The organism is Nostoc sp. DedQUE12b (genome assembly GCF_034530835.1).
In the GTDB taxonomy this organism is placed as follows: domain Bacteria; phylum Cyanobacteriota; class Cyanobacteriia; order Cyanobacteriales; family Nostocaceae; genus Nostoc.
Window position 1 is genome coordinate 49679 of record NZ_JAVRCI010000020.1, and the last position, 14617, is coordinate 64295.

The 14617-nt window shown below is 43.2% G+C and carries 20 protein-coding genes and 2 pseudogenes; 9 read left to right on the forward strand and 13 right to left on the reverse strand.

The features are described from left to right. Positions 1–233: 233 nt before the first annotated feature. Together RMY16_RS12640 and RMY16_RS12645 are read right to left on the reverse strand one after the other, a co-directional pair. Positions 234–1871: a PAS domain-containing sensor histidine kinase gene (locus RMY16_RS12640; RefSeq protein WP_322736647.1), complete on the reverse strand. Its 1638-nt coding sequence runs from the start codon at positions 1869–1871 to the stop codon at positions 234–236. Positions 1872–1924: 53 nt separating this feature from the next. Beyond that, complete coding sequence (locus tag RMY16_RS12645; RefSeq protein ID WP_322736648.1) at positions 1925–2146, reverse strand: hypothetical protein; 222 nt, start codon at positions 2144–2146, stop codon at positions 1925–1927. Positions 2147–2441: 295 nt separating this feature from the next. On the opposite strand from RMY16_RS12645, the gene RMY16_RS12650 reads away from it, so the two are divergent. Continuing rightward, the gene (locus tag RMY16_RS12650) at positions 2442–2732 is read left to right on the forward strand and encodes an XRE family transcriptional regulator (RefSeq protein WP_322736649.1); all 291 of its coding nucleotides are present in this window, start codon (positions 2442–2444) and stop codon (positions 2730–2732) included. A 330-nt stretch (positions 2733–3062) separates the two neighbouring features. On the opposite strand, the gene RMY16_RS12655 is transcribed toward RMY16_RS12650, so the two are convergent. Then, the gene (locus RMY16_RS12655) at positions 3063–3233 is read right to left on the reverse strand and encodes a hypothetical protein (RefSeq protein WP_322736650.1); all 171 of its coding nucleotides are present in this window, start codon (positions 3231–3233) and stop codon (positions 3063–3065) included. Positions 3234–3249: 16 nt separating this feature from the next. On the opposite strand from RMY16_RS12655, the gene RMY16_RS12660 reads away from it, so the two are divergent. From RMY16_RS12660 to RMY16_RS12670, 3 genes are all read left to right on the forward strand, one after another. Then, positions 3250–3882, forward strand: coding sequence for a hypothetical protein (locus RMY16_RS12660; protein WP_322736652.1), 633 nt, complete (start codon positions 3250–3252; stop codon positions 3880–3882). Positions 3883–4042: 160 nt separating this feature from the next. Beyond that, a complete protein-coding gene (locus RMY16_RS12665; protein WP_322736653.1) occupies positions 4043–4309 on the forward strand; it encodes a hypothetical protein in 267 nt (88 codons plus the stop codon). 312 nt (positions 4310–4621) lie between these two features. Next, complete coding sequence (locus RMY16_RS12670; protein ID WP_322736654.1) at positions 4622–4879, forward strand: hypothetical protein; 258 nt, start codon at positions 4622–4624, stop codon at positions 4877–4879. Positions 4880–4900: 21 nt separating this feature from the next. Here RMY16_RS12670 and RMY16_RS12675 read toward each other — a convergent pair. Beyond that, positions 4901–5050, reverse strand: a pseudogene (locus tag RMY16_RS12675) (IS701 family transposase); the annotation flags it as partial. Between the two features lie 155 nt (positions 5051–5205). On the opposite strand from RMY16_RS12675, the gene RMY16_RS12680 reads away from it, so the two are divergent. After that, positions 5206–5832: a hypothetical protein gene (locus RMY16_RS12680; RefSeq protein WP_322736655.1), complete on the forward strand. Its 627-nt coding sequence runs from the start codon at positions 5206–5208 to the stop codon at positions 5830–5832. Here RMY16_RS12680 and RMY16_RS12685 read toward each other — a convergent pair. Together RMY16_RS12685 and RMY16_RS12690 are read right to left on the reverse strand one after the other, a co-directional pair. After that, positions 5809–6204, reverse strand: coding sequence for a hypothetical protein (locus RMY16_RS12685; protein ID WP_322736656.1), 396 nt, complete (start codon positions 6202–6204; stop codon positions 5809–5811). The genes RMY16_RS12680 and RMY16_RS12685 overlap by 24 nt on opposite strands. A gap of 117 nt (positions 6205–6321) precedes the next feature. Continuing rightward, a complete protein-coding gene (locus RMY16_RS12690) occupies positions 6322–6555 on the reverse strand; it encodes a helix-turn-helix transcriptional regulator (RefSeq protein WP_322736657.1) in 234 nt (77 codons plus the stop codon). A 225-nt stretch (positions 6556–6780) separates the two neighbouring features. Between RMY16_RS12690 and RMY16_RS12695 the strand changes: the two genes are divergently transcribed. The 4 genes from RMY16_RS12695 (at position 6781) to RMY16_RS12710 (ending at position 8966) form a co-directional block, all read left to right on the forward strand. Beyond that, positions 6781–7134 (forward strand): hypothetical protein, encoded by a 354-nt coding sequence (locus RMY16_RS12695; protein WP_225892779.1) that lies wholly within the window; start codon positions 6781–6783, stop codon positions 7132–7134. Positions 7135–7201: 67 nt separating this feature from the next. Continuing rightward, on the forward strand, positions 7202–8041 hold the full coding sequence (locus RMY16_RS12700) for a DUF3854 domain-containing protein (protein ID WP_322736658.1): 840 nt from the start codon (positions 7202–7204) through the stop codon (positions 8039–8041). Between the two features lies 1 nt (position 8042). Beyond that, entirely contained in the window at positions 8043–8177 is a 135-nt protein-coding gene (locus RMY16_RS12705; protein WP_322736659.1) for a hypothetical protein, read from the forward strand. Positions 8178–8192: 15 nt separating this feature from the next. Then, positions 8193–8966, forward strand: a complete 774-nt coding sequence (locus RMY16_RS12710; RefSeq protein WP_322736660.1) for an OsmC family protein — start codon at positions 8193–8195, stop codon at positions 8964–8966. A gap of 134 nt (positions 8967–9100) precedes the next feature. Here the strand turns inward: RMY16_RS12710 and RMY16_RS12715 are convergent, their stop codons facing one another. The 7 genes and pseudogenes from RMY16_RS12715 to RMY16_RS12745 form a co-directional block, all read right to left on the reverse strand. Then, positions 9101–9277, reverse strand: a complete 177-nt coding sequence (locus RMY16_RS12715; RefSeq protein WP_322736661.1) for a hypothetical protein — start codon at positions 9275–9277, stop codon at positions 9101–9103. Positions 9278–9312: 35 nt separating this feature from the next. Beyond that, a complete protein-coding gene (locus tag RMY16_RS12720; RefSeq protein WP_322736662.1) occupies positions 9313–10968 on the reverse strand; it encodes a hypothetical protein in 1656 nt (551 codons plus the stop codon). Between the two features lie 210 nt (positions 10969–11178). Further along, entirely contained in the window at positions 11179–12141 is a 963-nt protein-coding gene (locus tag RMY16_RS12725) for an endonuclease/exonuclease/phosphatase family protein (protein ID WP_322736663.1), read from the reverse strand. A gap of 198 nt (positions 12142–12339) precedes the next feature. Then, positions 12340–12600 (reverse strand): hypothetical protein, encoded by a 261-nt coding sequence (locus RMY16_RS12730; RefSeq protein ID WP_322736664.1) that lies wholly within the window; start codon positions 12598–12600, stop codon positions 12340–12342. 310 nt (positions 12601–12910) lie between these two features. Next, positions 12911–13159, reverse strand: a complete 249-nt coding sequence (locus RMY16_RS12735) for a hypothetical protein (RefSeq protein ID WP_322736665.1) — start codon at positions 13157–13159, stop codon at positions 12911–12913. A gap of 82 nt (positions 13160–13241) precedes the next feature. Then, entirely contained in the window at positions 13242–14087 is an 846-nt protein-coding gene (locus tag RMY16_RS12740; RefSeq protein ID WP_322736666.1) for a sigma-70 family RNA polymerase sigma factor, read from the reverse strand. 98 nt (positions 14088–14185) lie between these two features. Next, positions 14186–14609 (reverse strand): annotated as a pseudogene (locus tag RMY16_RS12745) (ATP-dependent RecD-like DNA helicase); the annotation flags it as partial. Positions 14610–14617: the final 8 nt, after the last annotated feature.

Genomic DNA, 14617 nt, shown 5'->3' on the forward strand with positions numbered 1-14617 from the left:
TTGGAATATAAGGCGCGTGTCGCCCCTTCAGCGCAAAACGTTCAGCCTAATTATGATCAGGAAGAATTTCAGGGTAGTCAAGAAAATACTACCATTGAGAAGCTTTATCTCGTAAAGAACGTAAAAGGTTTATTGCTTCATATTTGCAATATTCTCCCTCAAGTGTCCCCTTTGCCAATACTATGCCACCTGAATTCTTACATTAGTGTTCTGCCACTACTAAAAAATACTGGTTATGTAACTGGGATATTGTGAACTTCTAGTATTTTTGCTTGTACAGATTTAATTTGTTGAATAGGAATCTCGATTATGAATTTAGCTCCTGCTCCTGGAGATGAAATACAGCCTAAATGTCCTTGATGTTTTTCTGTGATAATTTGATAGCTAATTGACATTCCTAAACCAGTTCCCTTACCTACCGGTTTGGTTGTAAAAAACGGATCAAATAGACGCTGTTGAACTTCTTGTGACATTCCTATGCCATTATCAGCAATCTCAATTGCAACCCAATCTGAGTTGAGTACAAGAATGCGGATAACGATTTGCGGATTGTCTGGCTGATTAATAACAAACAAATTTTCTAAAGCATCGATGGCATTAGTGAGGATGTTCATCAACACCTGGTTAAGTTGACCCACATAGCATTCTACTAAAGGCAGTTGACCGTACTCTTTAATAATTTCAATTGACGAAGGGTCGGATTTAGGTTTGAGGCGGTTTTGCAAAATCAATAGTGTACTTTCAATACCACTGTGGATATCCACAGTTTTCATTTGGGCTTCATCTAGTCGAGAGAAGTTCCGCAAGGATACTACAATATCACGAATGCGGTCGCTTCCCATTTTCATAGAATCTAGCAATTTTTTTAGGTCTTCAGTAATAAATTCTAACTCGTTCGCTGCGATGGCTGACTGAATTACTGGTGGAGGGTCAGGATATTGTAGTTGGTAGAGTTGTAGTATTTCTAGTAATTGTTGAACATATTCTTTAGCATGAGTAACATTACCATTGATAAAGCTAATAGGGTTGTTAATTTCATGAGCCACTCCAGCCACTAGTTGTCCTAAAGAAGACATCTTCTCAGTTTGAATTAGTTGCGCTTGCGTCTTTTTTAATTGTTTTAGTGCATCTTGAAGTTGTTGATTTTTTTCGGTTAATTCCCTCTCGCGCTGTCGCAAGGCTACCTTTGCCTTTTTCACAGCAGTAATATCTAAACCCATTTCCACAACCATTGGTTCACCATTCATATTCTTGAACGGATAATCATAAATCTGATACACATTGCCTGTTTTACTATCAACCCACTCCCAATGTTGCGGAGCATTAGTTTCAAAAACGCGAAAGGTAGGACAGACTGGACAAGGCTGCTTCAGCCCAGCGATCGCCTCATAACAAAGTTTCCCTGTGGGGTCTCCAAATACCTCCTGGAAGCGTTGGTTATAAAATCCTACGCCATAATCATTGGGTTGCAGATAAAGGAAAGCCGGTAGCTGATTCAGTAGGTTATGAAGGCTTTGGCGTTCAGTTGAGAGTGCTTCTATTTGGCGCAACTGCTGGTTGATATCTTTCCCTATTGCATAGATGAGTCCCTGTTGGCTAGTAGAAAGACTCCAAGACAACCACCGATAACTGCCATCTTTGTGAAGATAACGGTTATCCCAGTGCAAATTTTGCAGTGGTTCAGTTGGTAGCTGATTGATTGCAATATCATCTAGATGTACTAATTCTAACCAAGGATGCCCAATTAAGTTTTCTGGTTTCCATCCTAATACCTTTTCCCATGCAGGATTGACTTGCTGGTAGCAACCATCCCTTGAAATGATACAGAATAGGTCAGTTGAAAGGTTGAAGAAATCTTCTAGATTAAACACAGTAATCTTGCTATCTAAATTTTGTCCTCAAGGTAACTAAGTATATCCACTAGTCACAACGTCAAGATTACTGAATAATTATAAATACATGCATCATCACTGACATTCGTAACTGCGATCGCACTCTTGAGTTCATCAGCAGCCGGCTTCAGTGCAGGATTGACTCTGGTGGCAGAATTAACGGCTAACTGTGCGGCTTCATGAGATGAGGCTAAGGTTTGGGGTGTTTGCTCTTGTACGGCCTCTGTAGACTTCAGTCTTATGTAGTCTGACAAAAGTTTATAGTTAGCTTTAGCCATCTAGGTGTGGCATTAGCATAGCCCTTGGGTATCGCATATTTGCCTATCTGCCCATACTGGGGCATTTAGTTGATTTCTGAATCACACCAAAAGTGTGTCAGCATTATAATTGGCTTACTTTTTGTAAATGAGTTTTGCAAAGCGATCGCGTTGCTTCCTGGCTGGCGATCGCTTTTGCGTTATCACTACCTCAGTGTAATCAAAAAACTCTAAAGACACAAGGTGGTGTTGTAAATTAGAGGAGAGCTAAATGACAGAGGAGGTCTGCTTTGTGAAACTGTCCTATGTATCTCGTTTTACTTGGGATGAAGAAACAGCACAGCGATTGAGAAAACTACGGGGTAAAACTAGCCGAGATAAATTAGCGATTCAAGCTGGTCGCAGCAATACTTTTATCCAAAACCTTGAATGGGCAAACCCTGGAAATAGACCAGAATCAATTTCCAAAGAAGATGCATTTGCTATTTGTAATGCGCTTAATGTACCTATTTGGAAGTTATTTCCAGCGTTAGTGATCAATCCTGAAAGTTTACAAGAAATATGCAAAACTCTATTGATATAATACAAGACAGTGTTGTAAATTATATATACAAGAGAGGATTTGAGCGCGATGCCTCTCAGAGAAAGGAAGAAGCACTCAAAACTCAAACTAATCAAATTGAATTAGCAACAAAACTATTAGAAACCAATAGCCGACGGGATAAGTAGCCGCAGCCTAAAACTTGTAATGGCCAAGCCACCGCGAGATGATTCCGATGACCTACCACGTCTAAAAACTGGTTGTAAAAAACTTCAATCTTTGCAGAACAAAGGCGATTGTGAACTCCTCAATCGCCTTTTCAATTGTTGCCACGCGGCTGTACAGAGGACACGGTAACACCCCAATATCTTCCTACAGCTTTGTGCTGTCTGCTGTTTTGACACCATCTGATACGCTTTGCCTTGGAATTACTTTATGAGGCTTCGCCAATTCTAGATTGAGCGTTGTGCAAGCACAACGTTGTTCATGTAAATCAAAGGCGATCGCTTGCCTGAGAAACACTGCGATCGCCTTTCTATCCATAAGGAATCTTAAAATTATGCCACAAACAACAACAACTGTAACCTCTTGCGTTAAACCAGTTGAAGAACTGAGATCGGTAGAGATTTCGTTTGAAGATCACGAATTCTATGCAGGTCAAAAACTCGTAGCTAGGATTACCCACGACGATGACCTAACGCAACCTTGGATAGTAATGGTCAATGGTGAGGAGATCCATCGCACGAACACTTTTAAAAGATGCCATAGCTACATCACATGGCATTACCAGCGCGGAACACTGCCCATACAAGAAGAAGAAACCCCAGTCGCTACAACGGGGAATGAAATCATGGTACAGATTGCTGATGAATGCGAAAAGTACGGGTTTGAAATCCTAAACGATGGTATCTACGACCAGGATCAAAAGCTTGGCGAAGTAGGCTGTACTAACAGCAGATGGTGGGTTATTCGGGCAACTTTAGTGCATCAGCAGAAAGTTCCGTGTGATTCTGCCCTTGATGCGGTGTGGGTATTGTCGATGGTAGAACTGACGCAACCATCTTGTAAGGAACTGCTGGATAAGCCGTTTGATCGACTAACGGCTAATAATAGGAACAGCTACGGCAATATTAGCCATCCTCAGACGAGCCTCTTGATTGCGGTGGGTTCACAGACTCCGATTTTGCGCTGATAGAGGGAGTAGCGGCGTAAATGAAATGGTGGGCGTGGCTGAAATCTTCATCGGTCACGCCTACTGTTTTCTATTTTTAGCTACGCCTCGCTTAACAGATGACGAGATGACACAGCGATATAGCTAAAATTGTAGTTGAGGATGTCAGCAAGGAGAAAAGATGACAGACGATGTTAGATTTGACAATATTTACCTACGCCTCAATGAACTGACACAAGATGTTACAAACTTAAAAATTCAAGCAGGAACCATTGGAACATCTCAAACTGCCATAGCGAAAACTTTGACGCTGGCAACTGGTTTAGCTTCGGATATGCAGCAAGTGAAAGCAGATATTAGAGAAATGAAATCTGATCTGAGAAACTTAAACGCAGGCTTAGAAGAAGTTCTCAGGCTATTGCGTCAGAGAAACAGCCCAGAAGAATAGTTACACTTGATATAAATCACCAAGTTTTCCAGCACTTTTGTAATAGCAAGAGCGCTATTTTATTGGCTCTGCGCTTGATACATCTGAAATCAACGGCTTCGCCAATGTGAAAGTGAAAATGCTTTTGGTAAAAATAAATGACCCCTCAAGAAAATGCTGAATTACTATCTACACTGATGCGTCAGGAAGAGTTATTAAAGCAGTTAGTCGCAGCAATCAATAAACCAAAACTAGGATTGCACTCTGAAGCTGGCAGTTGCAAAATATACTGCAATCGTCACAATAGTTCGCTGTGGTATACCCTAAACAACAGTGAAGCGAGTGCGATTACCCATAACTGCCTTAACTGGATATCTAAAAGAACTCAAATTTGAGAAGTGTGAGCGCAGAGGTAAAGAAGTTTACAAGCTGCTGATTACAATTCAAGCAGACAGACCCTATATATTAGAAAGTGGTTATGATACTCACTTTGCTAAATCTGTATTAGCTGCGATCGCAACTCTGACCCCAGAACAATTATATTCTCCCATCACACACAGCCTACCCCTCTTCTGTCACTCTCCGGAATAAGCAAGTAGTTCAGGAGCTAAATCATCCAGAAGCATAAAAGGGTTTAAATTGATTCATAGCTGCAATTAAATGATTGAATCCCAGTAACAACTGTGAATTAGGGAAAATACTTAACCAGGGATAAATTAACCAAAATAGTAAAAGTGGTTGGATAATGAGATGCAGATTATCACATTTTTGACATTAGTGGGATAGGTTCATCAAAAAAGAGAGTCTTGCAAGTTGTGACTCAAACTTATCTTGACTTTTTAAGTGTTAATACGTTTTAAGTAGTATAAATAAATTTATACTACTGGAAAAATGATTTAGCGATCGCTTGTTTTTTAATGGATCTGACAAAACCGCATTGCTCTCACTACGACGTAACAATCGCTGTTGAGCCGATTAACGAGAAGTTTTCACGGGCAATTGAACGGGCTGTAAGTACTGATGCAGCATACGGACTCACCGAATATAACGGTTTAGTTTACGCCCTAACTGACTTATCTACTGGTTTGTTCACCTTTAACACCGATCCAACAGCAATCGGCTTAGAGGGCTTCCCAGAAGGCTTTATTGAATTTAGTGGTAGCGGTGCTAACAAGGTATCTGGAACGGCTACTGCCACCGCTTTAATTGACTTTGTAAACCTCAGAGGGTCTGGCTCTGGTTCTTTGATTATTACTGGCGGTGAGGGTATATTCACAGGTGCTACTGGCATACTAGACTTTTTTGAGAACGACACAATCAGTCCAAATCCAAACGATCCCATAAGAGGACAATCTGCAATCGGCTCATTTCCTTCATTAACCCCATATTCTCGCTCAATCAAACCCAACAACTTCTCCTCCACCTCCTTCAAATACGGCCGCTTCAACTCCCCCAGATACTTCAACATAGCACTTGGGGCCTCTTCCAAGTTCTTGCTTTCCCGTAGCCTACTGATGCGATCACAAATCACCTACATCTGCTGACACTCCGCAGGCAGATAATTGTAAGATTTGAGGTGCTTCAATTAATCTGTAAGGATGACGACGCTCAAACCCAAACCTGTCCTTGCAATACTCTTCAAAGGTTGAATGCGTCGAACGGTAGAGTCGGCGATCGCGCAATTCTGCCAACGCCTTACCTGCCTCAAAAAATGCCCGTTCCAGCTTCCGCTCCAGGTGAAGGCGATCCCGCTCCTCCGTTTCGGACAACTCCTCTACTTCAGCAGCAGTAACCATAATCGTTGCTGTAGCAGGATCTTCTGGATCAAAGATGTCTTCGGCAGAACTAGCGGATGGTTTTGAATTGTTGGATAGGGCAGAGATGGCTTTTTTGCGGTTCGAGGATGGTTTAGTCATGATTCCACCCTTTCAAATGGTATTTCTCAGACTAGATAACAATTTTATGGTTGTAGTCAGGAGGTACAATCGCTCGTAAAAAACTAAGGGCAAGGCGAGAGGAGTGAACTTGAGAGGTTAATCATCGAATTTCACTCCTAAGTCAATACCAAGTACTCGCTCAATTTTCCTTAATGTGTCTTCAGGCAAAGCATCTCGTATTCGTTCTGCCTCAATATCGTGCCAGTAAGATCGGCTGATATCAGCTTCTCCTGCCAAAACCTCAACTGAACGCCCATCAGCTTTTCTAGCTTGTCTGATTTTTCCTCCTAAACCTGAAATTTCAATGTCTGTGTAGCGTCTGATTTTCACTATATCTACCTAAACCACCTCCTTTAATGTAAAACGTCGTCCTACACTTACTATATAGTGTCGTGCATCAGTTGATAAGTGTAGAGCATCAGTCTACAATATTTGTATAGAGAAAGCGCCCCCGACCGGAAATCTGAAGCGCTTTTCTATGTCCATTAAGACTTTATCAATTATGACTTACAACATCTACAGTCATCAACAGCTGCAACTTCTAGCGAAACAGCAATGACACAAATACAGTTACTCGCTGCGATCGCCCAACAGATGGCAGAGCAAGAACAGCATTTACTTCAACAACAACAGCAACAGACTGAAATTTTGCATCGGCTAAAAGCCGTTGAAGTTGAGCAAGACAGAGTAAATACCCCATGTGGACATAAATACAGTGTTGTTGGTTTTGCTAATCTTCAAGGTTTAGAAATATCGGTGAAAGAAGCCGGTACTAAAGGTAGAAAGGCAAGTGCATTGTGTCGGAAGCAGGGCATAGAAATAGAACGCATTCATGACCCACGTTTTGGGAAAGTCGGTTTATATCCAGAAAGCGTGTTGATTGAGGTTTTCTCTACTGGTCAAAACTAACATGCCAATGCCAGAGCATATTACTGTTACCGAAGATGGTGAAGCACTCTTGTTTTAGGCTTGGGTAATGGCACATCCCGAAATCCCTGTATGCCTTACCGAGGGCGAGAAGAAAGCAGGTTGTCTCCTAACTTTGGGGTATGTAGCGATCGCACTTTCTGGAATCTGGAATGGTCGCGTGGGCAAGGAAGACTTGGAATACCTGCACCCTGATTTAGTCCCAATGGCTCAACACAAGCGTAAGTTTGTCATTCTCTTCGACTACGAAAGTAAGCCCAAAATCAAACAGCAGGTTTTTACTGCTACTCGCCGCACCTGCCAAGTCATTCTCCAACTTGCCTGCCAATGTGAAGTGGCACTACTCCCTGGACCAGAAAAAGGAATTGACGATTGGGTTGTAGCTTTGGGCAAGAAAGCTGAGAAAGCAGTGTCCACGATGATTGCCGATGCCTTGAGAATCAGCGAGTTAAACCAAAGATTTTTCGTGAATCGTGCCAGGGGGCTTCACATATTCAAACCTAATATTATCGTTAATACTCGCTATCTTTTTACAGTCATCCGCTCACTGCCTCAATCGGAGTTAGTTGGTTTGGCTTCTGACATGGGGACTGGCAAGACCGAAATCTTGGCAATGATTAGAAGAGATAACCCAGAAAGAAGCTTTTTGAACAACGGGCATCGGGTTACTTTGCTGAAAAATCTTAGCGATCGCTTGCAAACTGCCATGTACTCTGCAATTTCTTGCGGTGACTGGGCTAAAGCCAAAGCACTGAGTATCACTCTAGACTCATTGTATAAGATGGCGAATGGTTTACAGGCTTACGACATCTTATTTATAGATGAAGCCTGCCAGTATCTCGCTCACTTGCTCAAATCGAAAACCTGCAAAGATTCTCCAGAAGAATGAAATGACTGCCTTTCTCATCCGCATTGACAGAGAGACAGGCAGACGTGGTGCAGAGAAGGACTGGGCATTGGATGCTAGTTGTCAGATTGAAGCGCAACGGAATTGGTCGATTAATAATTTACGGGCTGATTTGTGATCGCTACTTGAAGAGATGGGGAATACGATTATTCCTTTGGGCGACGGTGGTGATGAAAGTACTTCTCGCTGGATGAAGGCGGCTGGTATCGCCATTGATGAAGAACATTATCGCAAGGTGGCGAATGCCAAATATATTGATAGGAGGACTTACACCAGTAGGCAGCATCAGGATTATCTCAAGCCGGAGGAGGTTTTGGAGTGTGAGAAGTTCCGCATACAGGATACTTATGGGATGAGCGTAACTCCTGAACTGGTTGAGCAAGATGATGGGGGACGCTTAATTAAGAAGATTGTCGCACTTGAAGCGATATTAGCAGCACCAGGAGAAATGATTACTGATGACCAGGGGCGAGAATTTGTCCCGCCGCCTGCTGTTGTTGCCGAACGTGATAAATCGGAACGGGAGCGATTAGCTATTTGCACAGACTGGAGCAACCATTCTACTGCGTGGTTGATGCGTCATCGGCTGGGACTCAGGGCAGTCCTAATGGATCTGATGGCTGGGGTTGAGATTAAAGGCGACGAGGCGATGATTCAGGCTTTCACTGAGTTCTCCAAGGTTTCAACAAAAGCAGGTATTGATGCTTCAACTGCCACGGTTACATGTGCTGTAACCATTGGCAGAGATCCAACCGATGGTGGATACATACTGTCTGCAAAATTAACTGTTGCTCTTCCTGGGGAAGACCGAGAGAAATCTGAACGGGTGGTTGCCCAAGCATACAAGCTCTGTCCCTACTCCAAAGCTATTCATGGCAATGTTGATGTGGAGGTGACGGTAGCTTGAATCATCTCGACATTATGACTGTTGATAGTCAGAACTGTCCACTTCGTGGATGATTACTGTGCGGTATATGAAGACAGATGGGATTACTTGGAATTTTAGATTAAAGCATCCACCTATGTGTGAATACTCTCTTCTTATCTCAGACTGTTACTGGGCACATCTATTGCTCTGGCTACCCCACTGTTCAAAGCAATAACGCCAAAAACAACTCCTCGACCATCGTTATAGTCTGCTTGATGAAAGTTGGGGAATGCCCCCGCGTAACCATTCCTGCCTGCCCAATCGTTAACTGCGCGGAATCTTTCTTCCATTGTTCTTGGATTACCTAATTCAGACATCAGCACATCTATTGAGAACAAGAGCTTTTTTCACCAGGCTGTTTCATAAAAATCTGGCGATAAGCGTTGCAATCTTGGGCAAAGACCATGCCATTCGACCACTGATTGTCGCCATCCAAGGTGCTAATAAACCCCAGCATGACATTCGGCTGTTGGAGACGCGCAGAAGTTCCCAGATCGCTCAGTAGACGATTCACTTCACTTTGACTCAGCAGAATCAGTTTGCTCATAAGGATCGTGTTGTAGGTTGCAGGCACCACATTGGGATTGAAGTATTCGCTGGGGTTGGTGTAGCCCGTATCGTTGATCTTCAGGTAATCGGCGTTGAAGCGTTGCAAGCTGGTATTTTCGCCGGCTCCACTACCCAACACCTGATTGAAGTATTGGTCTGGGCTTGTAAGGTATTCCTTCAGTTCCTGCTTGGTCATACCGATCGCAGACTTTAGCAACGTATTCAGCATATCTTCCTTCAGTTTACGGATCGGTTCGAGAAGAAAGTCTGGTGTAATTGCGTCGATAATATCGCTGACTACACCAATAGTCAGACCGACAAAATCAGGAGCTCCTGACATTGACAATAAATGATCCGTGACATATCGCTGCAACACATTTTCCGCTTGTTGCGTGTCTGCTGATCGACCGGGGTTAAAAAACAGTGCCTTTGCCACCTCATGGCTAACCCCAGGCCAAGCCCGAAGACCACTGTCAATGTCATCCCGCCATGCTTCTTTGTAGGTGACTTGAATCCCATTAGCGGCGACGTAAGCCGCTTTTTCAGCTAGGATGGCCACTCGGTTACAACTAAAGTCCAAGGGGCGACAGGCGTTGGCGCGGCGATCATAGTCCGCTTTTTTGGCATAGTAAGCATCGATATCACGCTGGAGATTAGCCCGCAAGGTCGAATAAATCCGAGGAATGGAAAATTCTGTGCCATTAGCTCCAGCTCGCAGTAGCTGACTATCCAGAGATGTTCCCGGTCGAGCATCGACCATGTTTTGGTAAATAAAGTCGTCAGCACCACTAATGCTGACATTAAAAAAATTGGCATCCAGGGCACTGGCATCTATACGTTTATCAATATAGCCCTCTAGAACGATATGCTTCACTGCATTGGCAGGTCCTGTGGGTGGCGTGATGGCAAAGGAGCCGCCCGAGAAATTATTGACAAAGGTATGACCGTACATATCCCCAGCCGCATGGGTGAGGTAGCCCACCGTAAACGCCCGAACTGCTGCGGTATTAGTGACGTTTGCGCGGTTCCATAGATAGGTCAGCCAAGCATCCGACCCCCCGGTAATTCCCGTATCTGACGAGGATGGGTGTATCACTTGCTGCCCAGTTAAGATGTCGGGATAGGCATCAGGTCCCAAAATTCCAGCACGGTATTGGGGGGCATGGCTGCGGAGGGCGGCAAGAATGCTGGGATCGACTTGGTAAGTACCGACTTCTCCAATAATTTGCCCATTATCATAGTTCACCCGAGGAATCGTGACTTTCCCGTCGTCTAAGGCATCATCAAGAGCCTGTTCGCCAAGGTAGACATGGGTGGTCGGCTTCCAAGCCCAAGCTTCCGTAGGATGCGATAGCAAACCGAGGGAAATGATAAGTAGGCTCGGACTACCCACTTTTAGCCAGTGCCAGAGAGAATGAAGTGTCGGTAGCATGGTGATCGGGGTGTTGCTGAATTAAGAGATGATTCGAGGTAAGTTGCGATTTATTTAACCGTTAAGTTATGAGCGAACACTCTTAAGATTACTGTCTACTTTCCTAAAAAATGAGCGATCTTATTTATACTTAACCTTCGAAAATTGCTGCTATTGAGTTTGGAGCAAATAATCTCTATTGCCAAGCCATTGAAAACATCTTGACCATTATCAAATGACTAAATCGCTTAATAGCATCCGATGGTCGGAATTTCCACCTTTGATAGTTTTACAATCTACTACTTTGATATCATTACTAACAAAAATATAATCTATCGGCAGCTTAATTACGCCTATAATCAAGGCTGGTAACTGAACAGAAGTTGTCGGTTCAATCCATGAAGGTTCTACTCCAAAGCCCAATTTTGTATTGTGTAGTTCCGTTTTTTCAACTAGTCTTTTATAGTAGGGCGACCAAGGAGTTAGGTTTAAGTCACCTGCAAATATTAGTCTTTTATCCTTTTGAGCTTGTAAGTACTGAGTTACTTCAGCTAATGCGGTGTTACGTTTAGCAAAAACATCAGGTTTGATCGGTACTGAAGGGTGGGCTGCTACTAAAGTGATATTTTTAGTGCCAGTTTTTACAGATGTGGTTAAAATCGTTCCTGCACTTAGTGTCTTTCCTTGAGGATTTACCAACCCAAAGCGGCTAAAAACAGCCAACCCACCACCACGAGTCCGGTAAGCAAAGGGTAAAGTAGCTTGCAGGTGCTTGGTTAGTTCCTTCATAGCTGGCGGGCTGATCTCGATTAATACAGCTATATCAGGCTTTTGCTGTTCAACGAGATTAGCGACCCTGGTCAACTGAGTATTTTGAATATTGATGTTAAATTCTATAATTCTAAGAGATTCGCCTCGCCCTTGATGGCTATTAGGCAGATACCAAGGTAATATCCAAACGCTATTAAACGCTAGCAAAGCAAGAGCAAAAAACAGTGTGCCCTGCCAGCGAATTCCAGCCAACCAAGCATACAAAATCCCGATAGTGATTAGTAAAGAGACTAAAAAGTAATAAACTCTGCCGTGACTTAATAACTCGAAAGGATACCACCAAAGGAAACCAACACCTATTGAAAGAAGGGCAGTAATCCCCAGTAGAAGGTTCAATAAAATTTGGCTATAATACTTTAACATCTAATACTGATATTTATACACAAAGATACTTAGCTATATATACAGTACTTACAAAGCTTATTACTGAAATTATACTAATTTTTAGTCAAACCATGATAGCCGATGCTGTGAAGAACTTCCACATTGGGTGAAATTGCTGAATCAGTAATCTGCATAGATACTTATAAAATTAGTTCTGTTACATACGAAAGATTTGTATTATGGCAACAGCCCCAATAAGCTCTCTAATATTTTGTATCCCCATTTGAGTGTTAGTAATCCGCAGAAAATTGCTAGGATCAGACTACCTATGATACCTGTGGTTATAGGTTCTGCATATCCAAACCAATCTGTATAACTCCAATACAATGCAGCGATCGCTACTCCAGTTATTACACCAATACCAAAACGCTTAATTAAGCTACCAACCTTTTCGGGTTTTAATTCAGGTGTATTGACTTCAGGGGGTAATGGGTTCATAAAAAACCTTTGCCTTTTTGGACAACAGAGGCGCTCTGCTTCCCATTTTAGTCTTACTTAGTTATCGAATAAACATTCTTGTTACTTTTTACCAGTTTGAGTTAGGTTGGGCGAATGAGCGCACTGCTTCACTCACTTTCGTGCGATGGCGTAACCGCTTTTTCCGTTGGCGTTCGTCGAACGCGAGTGCGTCTCGTAGAGAAGACGTGCCGAACGCGAGTGCGTTCCGCAGGAAAGGCATTGCCTCTCGAATGCGAGTGCGTCTCTGAAAGAGAAGAGAAGCTATCGCTCAAAAGCTTGAGATAACAAATCATCCGGCTATGTCTTTACCACTCTTGTAAGTCATAGCTCTGGGTTTTCTCTTCTTGAGAGGGACTACTGATTTTTTAGGTGCTTGTGGCGGACGGCATGTTTCACAGTAGAGTGGTCGCACACCAAAGGTTTCTCGTTGTGTGGGTTGTTCGCACTGCTTACATACGAAGTTAAAAATGCGAGTATGAATTTCCCGCTTATGCGCTCTGACGGTGTACTCTCGGACATCAATTGTTTTGCTGGGCATTGATTACCTATTGTGGTCTTACTTCTATAGTTTTTCATATTAGTTCTGCAAGACCCGTGCATCATCTGAGTAAAACATCCTTTTAATCAAATAAATACTCTTGGATGTCATTTTGATGTTGGCGGAGAATACTTATAGCTTTGACCTGGATTTGACGAATGCGCTCTCGACTGAGGTTTAACTGTTGGCCAATCTGAGCGAGATTGAAATGCTGATCATTTTCTAGCCCAAAGCTTAAAGTCAACACTTGACGCTGTATTGGTGTCAATGGTTCTAAGAATTTAACTACGTCTTGCGATAGAAGTTCTTGGGTAAGGAGTTTTTCTGGTGAAGCGCCAACGTTTGCTAAAATTTCGCCCAATTCTGTCTCTTTCTCATCTCCGACTTGTTTATTTAAAGAGATGGCTGTTCGAGAGGCGGCGAGATATTCTCGAAGTTTATCTGTACTTATGTTTAAGAGTGTTGCAATTTCTTCAGCAGTGGCATGACGACCGAGTTTTTGAAAGCTTTCTCGCTGCACTTTTTTAATTTTATTAAGTATTTCAGTGAGGTGAACAGGCAATCTAATAGTGCGGGATTGTTCTGCAATTGCTCTGGTTATAGCTTGACTAATCCACCAGTAGGCATAGGTTGATAGCTTATAGCCTCGGTTGGGATCAAACTTTTCTATACCTTTTTGTAAACCGATTGCTCCTTCTTGGATCAAATCTAGAAATTCCAAATTGCGGTTCTGATATTTCTTGGCAACAGATACTACCAGCCGCAGGTTTGCTGTCACCATTTTCTGTTTAGCTTTTTGACCAAGGTGTAGTGCTGCTCGGACTTGTGCTTCGGTTTTTTCAACAGCATTGGCTAATTGAGTCAAAGTTGGTTCCCGGTCTAGCTGTTGGGTGAGTTCATTTTTAGATTGGTGACATACTCCCCGCACCGCCTCTGGGACGGCGGGGGCTTCTCAGTGACTCCCGGCAACCCGTCGGATATTTCCTGAGCTTTCTAGGACGGAATGCCCCGCCGCCCTTTGTTTTAAATTTCGCGGTTGTAGTCGTTGGTTAGCTGGATGATGCGATCGCCCTCACGTAACAAATTCCCACCTCTATTAATCTCCACCTTGCTGGGGCTGGGCGGGTTGATCAACTGCTGCAAGACTGTGTTCAGGTTACGAGTCCCGATTACTCCCCGTGTCATCGGGCAAAGCACTTGGACATCAGTGGCCCGATTGTAACCTAAGCGTGGAATCAAATCGGTAATCAACTCGCAAATTGCCTGTACACCATGTTCGGGCTGATGTCCGCCGCCGTGCCAAATACAGTCAGACACAGGATTGTCAGAAATCGGTTCAATCGTGGGATAAATTCCTCGATTAATCTGATGAGCAGCAGTGATAATTGCACTTACTTGTTTGAGCTTGGCGGAATACCTGAGTTAACCGCACTACTGGCACACGACCAGATAATTATA

Excerpts from the sequence above, each read along its gene's own strand:
- RMY16_RS12655 (WP_322736650.1), bottom strand. The coding sequence starts at position 3,233 with ATGGATAGAAAGGCGATCGCAGTGTTTCTCAGGCAAGCGATCGCCTTT.
- RMY16_RS12660 (WP_322736652.1), top strand. The coding sequence starts at position 3,250 with ATGCCACAAACAACAACAACTGTAACCTCTTGCGTTAAACCAGTTGAA.
- RMY16_RS12665 (WP_322736653.1), top strand. The coding sequence starts at position 4,043 with ATGACAGACGATGTTAGATTTGACAATATTTACCTACGCCTCAATGAA.
- RMY16_RS12680 (WP_322736655.1), top strand. The coding sequence starts at position 5,206 with ATGGATCTGACAAAACCGCATTGCTCTCACTACGACGTAACAATCGCT.
- RMY16_RS12685 (WP_322736656.1), bottom strand. The coding sequence starts at position 6,204 with ATGACTAAACCATCCTCGAACCGCAAAAAAGCCATCTCTGCCCTATCC.
- RMY16_RS12695 (WP_225892779.1), top strand. The coding sequence starts at position 6,781 with ATGACACAAATACAGTTACTCGCTGCGATCGCCCAACAGATGGCAGAG.
- RMY16_RS12700 (WP_322736658.1), top strand. The coding sequence starts at position 7,202 with ATGGCACATCCCGAAATCCCTGTATGCCTTACCGAGGGCGAGAAGAAA.
- RMY16_RS12705 (WP_322736659.1), top strand. The coding sequence starts at position 8,043 with ATGACTGCCTTTCTCATCCGCATTGACAGAGAGACAGGCAGACGTGGT.
- RMY16_RS12710 (WP_322736660.1), top strand. The coding sequence starts at position 8,193 with ATGGGGAATACGATTATTCCTTTGGGCGACGGTGGTGATGAAAGTACT.
- RMY16_RS12715 (WP_322736661.1), bottom strand. The coding sequence starts at position 9,277 with ATGGAAGAAAGATTCCGCGCAGTTAACGATTGGGCAGGCAGGAATGGT.
- RMY16_RS12720 (WP_322736662.1), bottom strand. The coding sequence starts at position 10,968 with ATGCTACCGACACTTCATTCTCTCTGGCACTGGCTAAAAGTGGGTAGT.
- RMY16_RS12725 (WP_322736663.1), bottom strand. The coding sequence starts at position 12,141 with ATGTTAAAGTATTATAGCCAAATTTTATTGAACCTTCTACTGGGGATT.
- RMY16_RS12730 (WP_322736664.1), bottom strand. The coding sequence starts at position 12,600 with ATGAACCCATTACCCCCTGAAGTCAATACACCTGAATTAAAACCCGAA.
- RMY16_RS12735 (WP_322736665.1), bottom strand. The coding sequence starts at position 13,159 with ATGCCCAGCAAAACAATTGATGTCCGAGAGTACACCGTCAGAGCGCAT.